This window comes from Citrobacter youngae, from assembly GCF_003818115.1.
Classification (GTDB): Bacteria; Pseudomonadota; Gammaproteobacteria; order Enterobacterales; family Enterobacteriaceae; genus Citrobacter; species Citrobacter youngae.
On record NZ_RPOI01000014.1, the window covers coordinates 135,781 to 150,220 of the forward strand.

Genomic DNA, 14,440 nt, shown 5'->3' on the forward strand with positions numbered 1-14,440 from the left:
GAGCGTACACGCAGTACGTGAGGATTTTGAGCACTGCCCAGGTTCAAACTGGCAAGTAAAATAGCCTAATGGATAGGCTCTTAGTTCAGTTCAATGGCGAAGTAATCACGCGCATTGTTGAAGCAAATATTTCTCACCATCTCACCCAGCAGCTGGATGTCGGCAGGTGCTTCACCGGCGGCAACCCAACGGCCAATCATCTGGCACAGAATACGGCGGAAGTATTCATGGCGCGTGTAAGACAGGAAGCTGCGGCTATCAGTCAGCATACCCACAAAACGGCTCAGCAGACCGAGCTGTGCCAGTTGGGTCATCTGACGTTCCATCCCGTCTTTCTGGTCGTTGAACCACCAGCCGGAACCGAACTGCATTTTGCCCGGCATACCTTCGCCCTGGAAGTTACCGATCATGGTGCCCAGCACTTCGTTATCGCGCGGGTTCAGGCAGTACAGGATGGTTTTCGGCAGCAGGTTCTGTTCATTCTGCTTGCTTAGCAGTTTGGACAGTTCTTCAGCCATCGGACGATCGTTAATGGAGTCGAAACCGACATCCGCGCCCAGCAGTTTGAACTGACGCAGGTTGTTATTTCGCAGTGCGCCAATGTGGTACTGCTGCACCCATTCGCGACGTGCGTATTCAGCGCCAAGGAACACCAGTACGGCAGTTTTGAACTGGGCAACTTCATGCTCGCTCAGGGTTTCACCCGCCAGACGACGCGCCAGGATGTTATCCAGTTCAGCTTCGTTAGACTCGGCAAACAACACCACATCCAGCGCATGGTCGGAGACTTTACAGCCGTGCGCAGCAAAGTGATCAAGACGTTTAGTAAGCGCGGTTTGCAGGTCGGTAAAGCGGCGGATCTCGGTGTCGGACACTTCACCGAGCTTCGCCATGTAATCGTTAAAGGTCGCCAGTTCAATGTTGAAGGCTTTATCCGGACGCCAGCTTGGCAGCACTTTGATAGCAAAGGTGCTGTCTTTCGCGACCGCTGCGTGATGCTCCAGAGAATCGATCGGGTCATCGGTGGTACCGACCATTTTCACATTCATCTGCTGCATGATTCCACGTGCGGAAAACCGATCCTGCGCCAGCAATTCGTTGCACTGATTCCAGATTTCATCGGCAGTTGCAGGAGACAACAGCTTACCTGTAATACCAAATGGGCGACGCAGTTCAAGATGCGTCCAGTGGTAGAGCGGGTTACCGATGGTGTGTGGGACCGTCGCGGCCCATGCATCAAACTTCTCGCGATCGGACGCATCACCGGTACACAAGCGTTCAGCGACGCCGTTAGTGCGCATGGCGCGCCACTTGTAGTGATCACCTTTCAGCCAGATGTCATACAGGTTATTAAAACGGTAGTTATCCGCGATTTGTTGCGGCGGCAAATGGCAGTGGTAGTCGAAGATTGGCTGGTCTTTAGCGTAATCATGATACAGACGGCGGGCAAATTCGGTATCCAGCAGGAAATCTTCAGTCATAAACGGGGTCATTATCGTCTTCCTCTCAGCGAGTGCGTCAGATTGCTTATGTTTTGATGTTGTCAAAGTTATCACACCAATTTCCATGCGCTGAAGATATTTTCGTGAGTTAGATCAACAAATGATGACAAAAAAATTACTCTCAAAGAGGTAAAACTCACGGCAAGCCGCGCCAGCACTGGCTTTGCTGAATCGAATTAATGACCACACGAAGATTCACACTTTTGTGATGGCACTCACCTTTTAAAGCTGTATGACAAGTTATCTTTTTGCCGTCGCGATACATAAGCCGACGGAATGCAAATTACCGATGGTCCGCCATCGGATTGACCGGTACGGAAACCGAATTAGCACAATCATTGACATGGCAAAGTTCGGGGCAGTGCCGGTTTTTTTTCGGTCACGCCCTTCGTAAAAGAACATCCTCCGCCCTGGACTGGAAGATGACCGCTCGTTAGCGGACATAACAAAACGATGAGGTTTTACATGCGTAAAATTAAAGGGTTACGTTGGTACATGATCGCACTGGTGACGCTTGGCACCGTGCTGGGTTACCTGACACGTAACACTGTGGCGGCAGCTGCGCCAACTCTGATGGAAGAGTTACACATCTCCACTCAACAGTATTCCTATATCATCGCAGCGTATTCTGCTGCTTACACCGTAATGCAACCCGTTGCTGGCTACGTGCTGGATGTGCTCGGCACCAAAGTAGGCTACGCGATGTTCGCCGTTCTGTGGGCCGTCTTCTGTGGTGCCACGGCTCTGGCTGGTAGCTGGGGTGGACTGGCACTGGCACGAGGCGCAGTCGGTGCCGCAGAAGCCGCGATGATCCCTGCGGGTCTGAAAGCCAGTTCAGAATGGTTCCCGGCAAAAGAGCGTTCGATTGCCGTAGGTTACTTTAACGTCGGCTCTTCTATTGGCGCGATGATCGCTCCGCCGCTGGTCGTGTGGGCTATCGTCATGCACAGCTGGCAGATGGCGTTCATTATTTCTGGTGCCCTGAGCTTCATCTGGGCGATGTCCTGGCTTGTCTTCTATAAGCACCCGCGCGACCAGAAAAAACTGTCTGACGAAGAGCGTGATTACATCCTTAACGGTCAGGAATCACAGCATAAAAACAGCACAGCGAAGAAAATGTCGCTTGGCCAGATCCTGCGTAACCGCCAGTTCTGGGGTATCGCACTGCCACGTTTTCTGGCAGAACCAGCCTGGGGGACATTCAACGCCTGGATCCCGCTGTTCATGTTTAAAGTCTACGGCTTTAACCTGAAAGAGATCGCGATGTTCGCGTGGATGCCAATGCTGTTCGCTGACCTGGGCTGTATCATCGGGGGTTACTTACCGCCACTGTTCCAGCGCTGGTTCGGCGTAAACCTGATCGTGTCCCGTAAAATGGTCGTCACCATGGGTGCACTGCTGATGATTGGCCCAGGGATGATTGGTCTGTTTACCAGCCCGTATATTGCTATTGCCCTGCTGTGCGTCGGTGGTTTTGCTCACCAGGCACTGTCTGGCGCGCTGATTACGCTCTCTTCTGACGTATTTGGCCGCAATGAGGTCGCGACAGCTAACGGCCTGACGGGGATGTCAGCCTGGCTGGCGAGTACTCTGTTTGCCCTGGTCGTTGGCGCCCTGGCTGATACCATCGGCTTTAGCCCGCTGTTCGCCGTACTGGCAGTATTCGACCTGCTCGGTGCGTTAGTCATCTGGACGGTACTGCAGAACAAATCGGCAAGCGAGATTGATTCAGGTCCGCAAACCGGCTCTCCCGCTACGCAAAATTAACCTGACGCTAGTCGTCATAGGTATATAATGCAGAGCCGCCAGTTAACTGGCGGCTTTTTTGTCGGTGCGAGTAGAGCCGCCATCGCAAAAGTGGTATAACAAATATAGTCTGCTGTATCATGCCTGGAGTGCATATGGAAATCACTGAACCACGACGTTTGTACCAACAACTTGCTGCCGACCTAAAAGAACGCATCGAGCAAGGCGTCTATCTGGTGGGCGATAAACTTCCCGCCGAGCGCTTTATTGCCGATGAAAAGAATGTCAGCCGTACCGTGGTTCGTGAAGCGATTATCATGCTCGAGGTTGAAGGCTACGTTGAGGTGCGTAAAGGATCAGGTATCCACGTCATCTCTAACCAACCCAAACATTATGTTGCTCCCGACGAAGGTCTGGAATTCGCCAGCTACGGTCCTTTTGAATTGCTGCAAGCGCGTCAGCTTATTGAGAGCAACATCGCCGAGTTTGCCGCCACCCAGGTGACCAAGCAGGACATCATGAAACTGATGGAAATCCAGGAGAAGTCGCGCAACGAAAAAAGCTTTCGTGACTCCGAATGGGACCTGCAGTTCCATGTTCAGGTCGCGCTAGCGACGCAAAACTCAGCTCTGGCCGCCATTGTTGAAAAAATGTGGACTCAGCGCGTTCACAACCCCTACTGGAAGAAATTGCACGATCACATTGATCTGCGCACGGTAGACAACTGGTGTGATGACCATGACCAGATCCTGCGGGCATTAATTCGCAAAGATCCGCATGCAGCCAAGCTGGCGATGTGGCAGCACCTTGAGAACACGAAACAGATGCTGTTTAACGAAACCAGCGATGATTTCGAGTTCAACGCGGATCGTTACCTTTTCACGGAAAATCCGGTCGTTCATCTGGATACCGCGGCAAACAGCACAAAATAAACGTTCTGACTTTCACAGGCGCGATAACAGCGCCTGTTTCTGACACTCAGTAAGCATTAGGTATAAAGTGTCAGCCTGTGTAAATCCTCTCGCCTCACTCCCTTGCGATCAGCAAAATCAGAGTTCAACCACCGTAATTTATATAACGGACAACGTTGACCTTTGTTACAATTAGATGCTATTTGAATTTTTATGTTTGAGAGCTTGCTTACTTCACAACTTTACAGGGAATAGTTCAGGCCGTGAATTTGTGTCAGACCGCGAACCATGTAAAAAACACCAATAAAATTGCGGCGTTACAAACTCCAGAAAACCGGCATGACAACAACCGATTCTCCAGGAATATTGAATGGAACTACTGACTCAATTATTGAATGCTTTATGGGCTCAGGATTTTGAAACTCTGGCCAATCCTTCCATGATTGGTATGCTGTATTTTGTACTGTTTACAATTTTGTTTCTGGAAAATGGGTTGCTACCCGCGGCCTTTTTACCTGGTGACAGTTTGCTGGTACTGGTCGGCGTTCTTATTGCCAAAGGCGCAATGGGTTTTCCGCAAACGGTACTGCTACTCACCACCGCAGCCAGCCTCGGTTGTTGGCTCAGCTATATTCAGGGCCGATGGTTGGGTAATACCCGCACTGTGCAGAACTGGCTTTCACATCTTCCGGCTCATTATCACCAACGCGCGCATCATCTTTTCCACAAGCATGGCTTATCCGCGCTGTTGGTCGGTCGCTTCATTGCGTTCGTCAGAACATTACTGCCGACCATTGCCGGGCTGTCAGGCCTGAATAATGCACGTTTTCAGTTCTTCAACTGGATGAGCGGGCTATTGTGGGTACTGATTCTGACCACGCTAGGCTATCTACTGGGCAAAACACCTGTTTTTCTTAAGTATGAAGATCAGTTGATGTCTTGCCTGATGCTGCTTCCTGTCGTATTACTGGTGGTTGGCCTGGCCGGTTCACTGGTTGTACTCTGGAAAAAGAAATACGGGAACCGAGGGTAAATTATGCTGAAATCACGCATAACGATCCGACGACTGGCCTGGTCCACCACCTTTATGTTGTTTATCGGCGCGTTGCTCCTGACCTGGTCGGTCATCCGCCAGCAGGAGTCAACGCTTGCCATTCGTGCTGTAAACCAAGGAGCCAGCATGCCTGATGGCTTCTCTATCTGGCATCACCTGGACGCCAACGGCATTCGCTTTAAAAGCATTACTCCGCAAAATGACGCGCTGCTGATCACCTTTGATTCCAGCGCGCAGAGCGCAGCCGCAAAGGTCGTGCTGAACCGAACGTTGCCACACGGCTTCGTTATCGCTCAACAGGATGATGACAATCAGGCAGTGCAGTGGTTATCTCGTTTACGGGATACACCGCATCGCTTTGGTTAATCTCCAGGAATCTGAATTAGATCACTCACTTTGGTGATTTCACCGTTTAGTGCCTATGATTAATAAACTGAAGTTATGACCTACAGCTTTATTATTCTGGAGCATCGACCACAAAACATCGGGTCGCATCACAATGGAAGGTTCAAGAATGAAATACCGCATCGCTTTGGCCATTAGCCTTTTCGCACTCAGCGCCGGCAGCTACGCGTCCACCCTCTGTCAGGAAAAAGAACAAGATATTCAGCGGGAAATTAGTTATGCCGAAAAGCACAATAATCAGAGCCGCATCAATGGGTTAAACAAAGCGCTTAGTGAAGTTCGGGCAAACTGTACTGACAGCAAACTGCGCGCGAATCACCAGAAAAAAATCGCAGAGCAGAAAAATGAGATAGCCGAACGTCAGCGTGATTTAGCCGAAGCTAAGCAAAAAGGCGATGCGGATAAAATCGCAAAACGCGAACGTAAGCTTGCAGAAGCTCAGAAAGAGCTGAAAGAACTTGAGACCCGCGATTACTAAGTAAGGTAACTACCCACTCACCTGGAGAAAACTATGTCAAAAGATAACGCTACGGAAAATCTGCGCGCTGAACTGAAATCCCTTGCGGATACGCTCGAAGAAGTACTGAGCTCCTCTGGCGATAAGTCGAAGGAAGAGATGAGTAAAATTCGCAGCAAAGCCGAACATGCGCTGCGCGAGAGCCGCCATCGTCTGAGCGAGACCAGCGATGTGATTGCTAAGCAAACCCGTGAAGCGGCCGCTAAAGCCGACAACTATGTGCGCGAAAACCCATGGACAGGCGTCGGCATTGGCGCTGCGGTCGGTGTGGTGCTTGGTGTACTGCTGTCGCGCCGCTAACAATGGCTGACTCTCAACACGCACAAGGTCCAGGCAAAAGCGTCCTGGGGATTGGACAACGGGTCCTGACGATTTTTGTTGAGATCGTAGAGACGCGGCTGCGGTTGGCCGTCGTTGAGCTGGAAGAGGAAAAAGCCAATCTCATCCAGATCCTGCTGATGCTTGGGCTGACCATGCTGTTCGCGGCGTTTGGTCTGATGAGCCTGATGGTGCTTATCATCTGGGCCATCGACCCTCAATATCGCCTGAACGCCATGATTGCCACTACCGTTGTGCTGTTGCTTTTAGCGCTTATCGGTGGGCTATGGACGTTGCGGAAAGCGCGTAAAACAACGCTGCTGCGCCATACGCGCAATGAACTCGCTAACGACAGGAAGGCCCTGGAGGATGAGGCATAATGAGCAGTAAAGTCGAACGTCTACAGCGTAAGGCGCAACTGCTTGGACAGATCCAGCAGCAACGGCTGGATCTGTCAGCCACTCGCCGCGACTGGCTGGAGGCTACTGAAGTCTACGATCGCGGCTGGAAAACGCTGTTGAACCTGCGTGGTTGGGTGTTAGTCGGGAGCAGTATTATGGCGGTTCGCACCATCCGTAATCCGAACCTGCTGGTACGCTGGGCCAAACGCGGCTTTAGCGCCTGGAGCATCTGGCGTCTGGTGAAATCGACCATCAGACAACAGCAGTTGCGCGGCTGATCCCCTCACCTTCCACCTAACCTCAAATTTTTTGAAAATTTCTGACAGTTTTCCTTGCTAACAATTCTCATTAGCCACGTTTATTATTCTCTTCATCGACAGCAATGACGCCCTCTGCGGCGTCGTTGCACAAAAAACACAATAAGCCGCCTGAGTGGTTTCCTGGAGAGTATGATGAAGAAATTAGAAGATGTTGGTGTACTGGTAGCGCGCATTCTGATGCCAATCCTGTTTATTACCGCAGGTTGGGGAAAAATCACCGGATATGCGGGTACCCAACAGTACATGGAAGCCATGGGCGTCCCAGGATTTATGTTGCCGCTGGTGATTCTGCTTGAGTTTGGCGGCGGTCTGGCAATTCTGTTCGGTTTCCTGACCCGTACTACCGCGCTGTTCACCGCAGGCTTCACGCTGCTGACGGCATTCCTCTTCCACAGCAACTTTGCGGAAGGTGTGAACTCTCTGATGTTTATGAAAAACCTGACCATCTCAGGCGGCTTCCTGCTGCTGGCTATCACCGGTCCGGGCGCATTCAGTATTGACCGCGTACTGAATAAAAAGTGGTAAGCAAACTATACTGAACACATCAAAAAGCGAGGAGATATCTCCTCGCTTTTGCTATCTGAGGAGCGAAAATTATGGGACAACTCATTGACGGCGTCTGGCATGACACCTGGTACGACACCAAATCAACCGGGGGGAAATTTCAACGCTCTGCATCGGCTTTCCGTAACTGGCTCACCGCGGATGGCGCCCCAGGCCCAACGGGTGAAGGTGGCTTCGCCGCCGAAAAAGACCGCTATCACCTGTACGTTTCTCTGGCCTGTCCGTGGGCGCATCGCACGCTGATTTTGCGTAAACTCAAAGGGCTGGAACCATTTATTTCCGTTTCCGTTGTCAATCCGCTGATGCTGGAAAACGGCTGGACCTTTGATGACAACTTCCCAGCGGCCACCGGCGATACGCTTTACCAGCACGAGTTTCTCTATCAACTGTATTTACACGCCGATCCGCACTACAGCGGCCGGGTAACGGTTCCGGTGCTGTGGGATAAAAAAAATCACACCATCGTGAGCAACGAATCTGCAGAAATCATCCGCATGTTTAACACTGCGTTTGATGCGCTGGGTGCGAAAGCCGGGGATTACTATCCACCGACTCTGCAAAGTAAAATTGACGATCTGAACAGTTGGATTTATGACAACGTCAATAACGGCGTATATAAAGCCGGGTTTGCCACCAGCCAGGAAGCTTACGACGACGCCGTAGAAAAAGTCTTTCAATCGCTGGCGCGACTGGAGCAGATCCTGGGTCAGCATCGCTACCTGACCGGCGACCAGCTAACCGAGGCCGATATTCGCCTGTGGACCACGCTGGTACGTTTTGATCCGGTTTATGTCACCCACTTCAAGTGCGACAAACACCGCATCAGTGACTACCTGAATCTGTACGGTTTTCTGCGTGATATCTACCAGATGCCAGGCATTGCGGAGACCGTCAATTTCGATCACATCCGCAATCACTACTTCCGTAGCCACAAAACGATCAACCCGACCGGTATTATTTCAATCGGCCCGTGGCAGGACCTCAGCGAACCTCATGGACGTGACAGCCGTTTTGCATAATTTACACAGGTCTCCTTGGGGGGAATGCTTGTCAGTTAAGCATTCTGCAGAACATGAGATTTCGACTCAGGGTTCCGTTCACCTCAGCGGTATCACTTTTCTGAAGCGCTGATACCCGTGAACGTGCAAGGGAGGCTCACCGCCGCCTCCCTTGCAACCCAGGCTCCCGGCGGGAATGTAAAGGGCGTGGCGGAGAACGCCCTTTACACGTTCACAGGAATCGGTGTTTCAGAGAAACTATGAACATGAGGTGAACGGAACCCTTTCTCTGAGAGAGCATATTCATAACTTCTACCCACACAGGCGATACTTTCTGAAACTGAGGCGTTAACTGAATAGCATTACCCATCTGCAGGCCAAATAATTAATACTACAAACATTTACCAGCATTCCATTCGCAGCTATTCTTAATTTGATTGCTTTAAAAACAAGTAATTGAACGCAGAACGAGGCGAAAATGGATTGGTATTTAAACGTATTAAAGAACTACTTTGGTTTTGGTGGTCGTGCACGGCGCAAAGAGTACTGGATGTTTATTTTGGTCAACATCATCTTTACGTTCGTGCTGAGCGTGTTAGACAGGATGTTTGGCTGGCAACGCACCGGGGGAGAAGGCGTATTAACAACGATTTATGCAATTCTGGTTTTTATACCGTGGTGGGCGGTACAGTTCCGGCGTTTACATGACACCGACCGTTCAGCCTGGTGGCTACTGGTGCTGCTGATCCCGATCGTCGGCTGGTTGGTCATCATTATTTTCAACTGTCAAAACGGCACACCGGGGAGCAACCGCTTCGGCGCTGACCCCAAACAGTTGTCCTGAATTTAAATACGCCCCTTCCGTTGAAGGGGCGTATTTCTTATTTCCCGGCAAACAGCTTGGGGATTTCCCGCAAACACCAGGACTTCGCTTCGCCCATACTGTCCCGACGCCAGGCCATGATGATATCTATTTCGTTTGTCGATTCCGGGCTAACCACACGCAGCCGGCCAGCCGCAATATCCGCTTCCACCAGCGGGTATGGCATCGTCGCCACGCCAAGTCCAGCCAACAGCGCCTGGCGTTTATCTTCTATCGTACTCACCGTCAGGCGTGGTTGTTTATCGAGAAGCTGAACTGTCAGCACCGGGCGCTCACGGGCAGTATCCGCCACCGCTATGCCCCGGTACTTCACACGAGTGACTTCTGACAACGGTTCCGGCTCCTGGTGGATCGGGTGATCCGGCGCCGCCACATACACGTTCATCAGCGAGTACAGCTTGCGCGAGTTAATTTCTGATGATGAGCGGAAATGCATATCCGGCGCGATCACGATATCCGCTCTGCCCTGCTCCAGACGCTCCCACGCCCCGGCCAGCACTTCAGTGATGACGGAAAGCTGCGTGTTCGCCTTTCCGGCAAGGCGGTCAATAAGCGGGAAGAATGCCGCCGTTGGCACCAACGCTTCAGTGACAATCGTCAGATGCGTTTCCCAACCACGGGCCAGTGCTTCAGCATCGGTCGTCAGTTTATCCGCAGCCTCCAGCAACACGCGGCCACGTTCAAGCAGCATACGCCCGACGTTGGTAAATTTTGTGCGGTGACCTGAGCGGTCAAACAGCACCACGTCCAGCTCTTCTTCCAGTTTCTGCATGGTGTAGCTGAGGGCGGAAGGTACGCGTCCCAGTTCATCTGCCGCGGCGGCAAAGCTGCCGCGCCTGTCTATTGCGTCCATGACGCGTAACGCTTCAAGCGTTAAAGCCCGTTCTTTGGCCATCTCGTTCTCATTCAGGAAATTTGAACATACCGGGCAGAATATCTGGCTAACAATGCAGCGTCTAGCCATTTAACATAAAAGGAAGTAAAGAGAGGTCAAGAACTATGATTACTACCCGTACAGCCAAACAATGCGGGCAAGCAGACTACGGCTGGCTGCAGGCCCGTTATACCTTCTCCTTTGGACACTATTTTGATCCTAAACTGCTGGGTTATGCCTCGCTGCGTGTTCTGAACCAGGAAGTTCTGGCACCGGGGGCCTCTTTCCAGCCACGTACCTATCCAAAGGTTGATATCGTCAATCTGATCCTCGAAGGGGAAGCAGAGTATCGCGACAGCGAAGGTAACCATATTCAGGCCAAAGCCGGAGAGGTGTTACTGCTCGCTACGCAACCTGGGATCAGCTACAGCGAGCACAATATCAGCAAAGATAAGCCCCTGACCAGAATGCAGCTATGGCTGGACGCCTGCCCGCAGCGCGAAAACACCTGCGTGCAAAAAGCGACGCTGAATGCCGGCAAACATCAACTGCTTGCTTCACCTGACGGTGAACAGGGTAGCCTGCATCTTCGCCAGCAGGTCTGGGTACATCATGTTGAGTTGCAAAAAGGTGAATCACTGAGTTTTCAGTTACATGGACCTCGCGCGTATTTGCAGTCGATCCATGGCACGTTCCACGCGGTCACTTCAGGTGCCGAAAAAGAGGCGCTTACCTGCGGTGATGGCGCATTTATTCGTGATGAAACTAACATAACGTTAGTTGCCGATACCCCATTGCGCGCTTTGCTGATAGATTTGCCCGTATAGTCATTGGAATCAAGGGAGTACGACTATTGAGCAAGAAGTCATCAAAAAAACGCCAGCCGCAGGCTGCGCCGGAAAAACGGGAGACAGTTCCCTTCGGCTATGAAGAAATGCTGACAGAGCTGGAAGCGATTGTGGCCGATGCCGAGCTACGGCTGGAAGACGAAGAAGCCGCCTGAAAAGGCGGCTTTGACTTAGGCCGGGTGACGACTCCGCCTTACCCGGCCTGAAGATTAATGTGCCTTACTGGCCATGATCTCAATGATCTGCTTGTCGGTTTCCTGCATCGAACGACACGCCAGCGCACACAGGTTAGAGATAGATTGCTCCACGTTATGCGCCACAATGCCTTCATTCCCCGTCACTGCGGTATCGTCCAGCGCCATGAGTACCGCTTTCCAGGCTGCTGACGCACTGGTAGAGACTTTCATTGCGCAACTGTTCGAGGCGCCATCGCAAATCATCCCACTCACGTCGCCAATCATGCTGCTGATCGCCATCGCGATGGTGTTGTAGCGACCATCCACGATCCATGCCATCCCCGCCGCGGCGCCCATTGCGGCCGTGGTTGCCGCGCACAGCGCAGACAAACGCGGAAGCTGATGATGGATGTAAATAGCGCTCAGGTGAGACAGCATCAGCGCACGCGCCAGTTTCTCCTCATCTGCGCCAAAATGCTCAGCTACCACCATCACTGGGACGGTGGCGGTAATCCCCTGATTACCAGAACCGGAGTTGCTCATCGCCGGCAGCGTCGCCCCGCCCATTCGCGCATCCGATGCCGCGCTGGTACGAATAAGAATGGCAGTGGAGAGATCGTTCGCCAGCAGACCACGTGCGCACTGCTTCTCCAGCGTAGTTCCGATGTGCAAGCCCCAGTTGCCGCGCAGTCCTTCCTGAGACAGCGCACCGTTCAGTTTTGCCGCATCAAGAATAAAGCGAATAGCGTCAAACGGCACAGCATTCACAAATGCCACAATCTCTTCCAGCGATGTGTGAGACAGTACCGCCAGCGGTGACTCTTGCTTCTCTTCCTCAGCGTTCTGTTCTGTTGTGAACACCACGCCGTTATTGGTCTCGATGTGTACAATGTTGGTATGACCGCCGACAATCGTCACGCACGCCCATCCTTCAGCACCGTAAACCTTCGCTCGGGAAAAGAGGATGTCCTCGCAAGGCTCCTGCAGCATCACAGCAACCTTCCCTGCGTTAAGCATCGTTTTCGCATCAGCAATCGCTTGTGGTGACGCGTCTTTCAGTACTTCTAACCCAGCCCCGGCATTTCCCCCCAAAGCCCCCAGCGCAGCCGCTACGGGAAGACCTACCATCCCGGTACCCGGCACGGTAACGCCCATGCCGTTTTTCATCAGGTTTGGTGAGACCCACGCATCAATGCGTTCCACCGCGCCGTCCAGCTCAGAGGATGCGACCGCTGCCGCCAGAGCCAGAGAGATAGGTTCAGTACAACCCAGCGCAGGTTTTACTTCTTCCTGCACCGCGCGAATAAAACTATCCCATAATGGATTCAATGTAGTCTCAAACATAACAACAACCCTTGCTCAGATAACTCAGGAAAATGCCAGGAACGGAGAAACGCACAACAACAGGCCGGTGACGATAATCAGGTATAGAGAGGCGCCTTTGTATTTGTGCAATGCAGGAACTTTGTAGACCAGCCATGCCGGGATCAAGCAGCCCACCATGCCGAAGATTGGGCTACAAATAGAGGTAAAGCTCAGCACCGGCGCATTGAGCACAATTGCACTCCAGGCCAGCAGGATGGCGAAAACCATAATGCCGCGCTGAACCAGGGTTTCGTTGATTTTCTCGGCTGGCATTTTGCGGCGCAGCACGTTCATTACGATCCCCTGAGTCGCTTCACGAAAGCCTAAGTAAACACCGAAGAAGGCGGTCATCACGGCGAAAATGTTCAGGATAACGCTGACGATTTTCACCCAACCTGCACCATCACCACTGATAAACTGCGCAGCAATCGCCAGAGCGGAAATGTTCTGCTCATAGGCTTTAACCGCTTCGTCATGCCCCATCGCCAGCGTGAAGGAAACGGCGTAGAAAAAGACGGTGACAAACAGAATACCGAATGCGATGTTCATAGCACGCAGAGCTTTATGGCGTGCCACCTCAATCGATTTCTCACGAGAGCGGTACGAAATAACCATCGGGCTTAGCGTCTGAATAAACAGAATTGAAGTCAGGGTAAACGGCAGCGTGATAATTGCGTTTTTGATCAGCAGCGCCATCGGCGGCAGTGAGCCCGCGTTATACAAATGCCACATTCCCACCATCGATACACCAAGCGCAGCCACCACCAGCAGCTTGGTCAGCACCATGCCGGTGGAGATTTTAAACAGCAGTTTTTCTCCGCGTGACGAGATGGCCACCAGGATGCAAATCAGCACCAGGCCATAGAACGGGCTGTCGGACAGTAAACCTTCAGTAACGCCAAAAGTGTGCAGATAAGAGGCGCTATCGTTAGTGATAGCCGTGGAGTAGACGAACATCCAGATTACCAGCATCACAAAATATAATGCGCCTAACAGGATGCCCCAGTTTTTACCCAAATAGCCGCTGATTACGCTCGGGTAGTCTTTGCATTCCGGAGATTCCGCCAGCGTGTTAATAAACAGGCGCTGGAATAAATACATCGCAGGATAGCCGATAATGGAGGAGAGCAAGAAAACCCACAGCCCCATCAGACCCACCTGAACGGGAAGGAAAACAATCCCCGCACCAATCGCCATCCCAATACTCATAATGACCCAGCCGGTGTCCGTGCTGTCGAACTTAATAGCTTCCCGCCATTCGCTTTCGGTCATTCCCGCCCGACGCGCAGGCGCTGATGCGTCGAGTATTACGCTGTTATTCGTTGCCGTTTCCATAAAAATCTCGCTCAAAATGTAGGGTAAGGTTTTATTATTTTTCCGTTCCGCATCAATGCGATACGCGGTACGAGTCGTGCAGGCGAGTTCGTTAGAATGGAGAAATCATACGCCGAGGGTCAGAGAAAAACTTCACATAAATACCCCTTCATTTCATGATGTTTAATAAAATTATTCTATTTTATATTTACAAAATGGGATTATTTTCTATTTTTGAAGCAGA

The 14,440-nt window shown here is 51.7% G+C and carries 17 protein-coding genes; 13 read left to right on the forward strand and 4 right to left on the reverse strand.

What is annotated here, in order from left to right:
* Window positions 1–80: 80 nt before the first annotated feature.
* On the reverse strand, window positions 81–1,493 hold the full coding sequence (gene uxaC / locus EHN13_RS12025) for a glucuronate isomerase (RefSeq protein WP_048213341.1): 1,413 nt from the start codon (window positions 1,491–1,493) through the stop codon (window positions 81–83).
* A 474-nt stretch (window positions 1,494–1,967) separates the two neighbouring features.
* On the opposite strand from uxaC, the gene exuT reads away from it, so the two are divergent.
* The 11 genes from exuT (at window position 1,968) to EHN13_RS12085 (ending at window position 9,580) form a co-directional block, all read left to right on the forward strand.
* A complete protein-coding gene (exuT, locus tag EHN13_RS12030; RefSeq protein ID WP_048213342.1) occupies window positions 1,968–3,269 on the forward strand; it encodes a hexuronate transporter ExuT in 1,302 nt (433 codons plus the stop codon).
* Window positions 3,270–3,403: 134 nt separating this feature from the next.
* Entirely contained in the window at window positions 3,404–4,180 is a 777-nt protein-coding gene (exuR, locus tag EHN13_RS12035) for a transcriptional regulator ExuR (RefSeq protein ID WP_005131459.1), read from the forward strand.
* 349 nt (window positions 4,181–4,529) lie between these two features.
* A complete protein-coding gene (gene yqjA, locus EHN13_RS12040) occupies window positions 4,530–5,192 on the forward strand; it encodes a DedA family general envelope maintenance protein YqjA (protein WP_005131462.1) in 663 nt (220 codons plus the stop codon).
* Window positions 5,193–5,195: 3 nt separating this feature from the next.
* Window positions 5,196–5,579: an EnvZ/OmpR regulon moderator MzrA gene (gene mzrA, locus EHN13_RS12045; protein ID WP_124021446.1), complete on the forward strand. Its 384-nt coding sequence runs from the start codon at window positions 5,196–5,198 to the stop codon at window positions 5,577–5,579.
* A gap of 148 nt (window positions 5,580–5,727) precedes the next feature.
* Window positions 5,728–6,096 carry a DUF1090 domain-containing protein gene (locus EHN13_RS12050; RefSeq protein ID WP_048213344.1) on the forward strand — a complete coding sequence of 123 codons (369 nt, stop codon included), beginning with the start codon at window positions 5,728–5,730 and terminating at the stop codon, window positions 6,094–6,096.
* 33 nt (window positions 6,097–6,129) lie between these two features.
* Window positions 6,130–6,435, forward strand: coding sequence for an ElaB/YgaM/YqjD family protein (locus EHN13_RS12055; protein WP_003024832.1), 306 nt, complete (start codon window positions 6,130–6,132; stop codon window positions 6,433–6,435).
* 2 nt (window positions 6,436–6,437) lie between these two features.
* On the forward strand, window positions 6,438–6,833 hold the full coding sequence (locus EHN13_RS12060) for a phage holin family protein (protein WP_124021447.1): 396 nt from the start codon (window positions 6,438–6,440) through the stop codon (window positions 6,831–6,833).
* Window positions 6,833–7,132, forward strand: coding sequence for a YqjK-like family protein (locus EHN13_RS12065; RefSeq protein ID WP_048213346.1), 300 nt, complete (start codon window positions 6,833–6,835; stop codon window positions 7,130–7,132). The genes EHN13_RS12060 and EHN13_RS12065 overlap by 1 nt, the downstream gene beginning before the upstream one ends.
* A gap of 174 nt (window positions 7,133–7,306) precedes the next feature.
* Window positions 7,307–7,699 carry a DoxX family protein gene (locus EHN13_RS12070; RefSeq protein ID WP_048213347.1) on the forward strand — a complete coding sequence of 131 codons (393 nt, stop codon included), beginning with the start codon at window positions 7,307–7,309 and terminating at the stop codon, window positions 7,697–7,699.
* Window positions 7,700–7,770: 71 nt separating this feature from the next.
* On the forward strand, window positions 7,771–8,757 hold the full coding sequence (gene yqjG / locus EHN13_RS12075) for a glutathionyl-hydroquinone reductase YqjG (protein ID WP_061068661.1): 987 nt from the start codon (window positions 7,771–7,773) through the stop codon (window positions 8,755–8,757).
* Window positions 8,758–9,214: 457 nt separating this feature from the next.
* Complete coding sequence (locus tag EHN13_RS12085) at window positions 9,215–9,580, forward strand: DUF805 domain-containing protein (protein WP_048213349.1); 366 nt, start codon at window positions 9,215–9,217, stop codon at window positions 9,578–9,580.
* A gap of 37 nt (window positions 9,581–9,617) precedes the next feature.
* Here the strand turns inward: EHN13_RS12085 and yhaJ are convergent, their stop codons facing one another.
* Window positions 9,618–10,514, reverse strand: a complete 897-nt coding sequence (gene yhaJ / locus EHN13_RS12090; protein WP_048213350.1) for a DNA-binding transcriptional regulator YhaJ — start codon at window positions 10,512–10,514, stop codon at window positions 9,618–9,620.
* A 104-nt stretch (window positions 10,515–10,618) separates the two neighbouring features.
* Here yhaJ and EHN13_RS12095 point away from each other — a divergent pair, with 104 nt between their 5' ends.
* Window positions 10,619–11,320, forward strand: a complete 702-nt coding sequence (locus EHN13_RS12095; protein WP_101742427.1) for a pirin family protein — start codon at window positions 10,619–10,621, stop codon at window positions 11,318–11,320.
* A gap of 26 nt (window positions 11,321–11,346) precedes the next feature.
* Window positions 11,347–11,496 (forward strand): hypothetical protein, encoded by a 150-nt coding sequence (locus tag EHN13_RS12100; protein ID WP_086523462.1) that lies wholly within the window; start codon window positions 11,347–11,349, stop codon window positions 11,494–11,496.
* Between the two features lie 54 nt (window positions 11,497–11,550).
* On the opposite strand, the gene EHN13_RS12105 is transcribed toward EHN13_RS12100, so the two are convergent.
* Window positions 11,551–12,861: an L-cysteine desulfidase family protein gene (locus EHN13_RS12105; RefSeq protein ID WP_124021448.1), complete on the reverse strand. Its 1,311-nt coding sequence runs from the start codon at window positions 12,859–12,861 to the stop codon at window positions 11,551–11,553.
* A gap of 24 nt (window positions 12,862–12,885) precedes the next feature.
* Window positions 12,886–14,217 (reverse strand): SLC5/6 family protein, encoded by a 1,332-nt coding sequence (locus tag EHN13_RS12110; protein ID WP_048213353.1) that lies wholly within the window; start codon window positions 14,215–14,217, stop codon window positions 12,886–12,888.
* Between the last annotated feature and the right edge of the window lie 223 nt (window positions 14,218–14,440).

Coding starts and splice junctions, on each gene's coding strand:
- EHN13_RS12070 (WP_048213347.1), top strand. CDS start 7,307: ATGAAGAAATTAGAAGATGTTGGTGTACTGGTAGCGCGCATTCTGATG.
- uxaC (WP_048213341.1), bottom strand. CDS start 1,493: ATGACCCCGTTTATGACTGAAGATTTCCTGCTGGATACCGAATTTGCC.
- EHN13_RS12065 (WP_048213346.1), top strand. CDS start 6,833: ATGAGCAGTAAAGTCGAACGTCTACAGCGTAAGGCGCAACTGCTTGGA.
- mzrA (WP_124021446.1), top strand. CDS start 5,196: ATGCTGAAATCACGCATAACGATCCGACGACTGGCCTGGTCCACCACC.
- yqjG (WP_061068661.1), top strand. CDS start 7,771: ATGGGACAACTCATTGACGGCGTCTGGCATGACACCTGGTACGACACC.
- exuR (WP_005131459.1), top strand. CDS start 3,404: ATGGAAATCACTGAACCACGACGTTTGTACCAACAACTTGCTGCCGAC.
- EHN13_RS12110 (WP_048213353.1), bottom strand. CDS start 14,217: ATGGAAACGGCAACGAATAACAGCGTAATACTCGACGCATCAGCGCCT.
- EHN13_RS12050 (WP_048213344.1), top strand. CDS start 5,728: ATGAAATACCGCATCGCTTTGGCCATTAGCCTTTTCGCACTCAGCGCC.
- EHN13_RS12055 (WP_003024832.1), top strand. CDS start 6,130: ATGTCAAAAGATAACGCTACGGAAAATCTGCGCGCTGAACTGAAATCC.
- yqjA (WP_005131462.1), top strand. CDS start 4,530: ATGGAACTACTGACTCAATTATTGAATGCTTTATGGGCTCAGGATTTT.
- yhaJ (WP_048213350.1), bottom strand. CDS start 10,514: ATGGCCAAAGAACGGGCTTTAACGCTTGAAGCGTTACGCGTCATGGAC.
- exuT (WP_048213342.1), top strand. CDS start 1,968: ATGCGTAAAATTAAAGGGTTACGTTGGTACATGATCGCACTGGTGACG.
- EHN13_RS12085 (WP_048213349.1), top strand. CDS start 9,215: ATGGATTGGTATTTAAACGTATTAAAGAACTACTTTGGTTTTGGTGGT.
- EHN13_RS12095 (WP_101742427.1), top strand. CDS start 10,619: ATGATTACTACCCGTACAGCCAAACAATGCGGGCAAGCAGACTACGGC.
- EHN13_RS12105 (WP_124021448.1), bottom strand. CDS start 12,861: ATGTTTGAGACTACATTGAATCCATTATGGGATAGTTTTATTCGCGCG.
- EHN13_RS12060 (WP_124021447.1), top strand. CDS start 6,438: ATGGCTGACTCTCAACACGCACAAGGTCCAGGCAAAAGCGTCCTGGGG.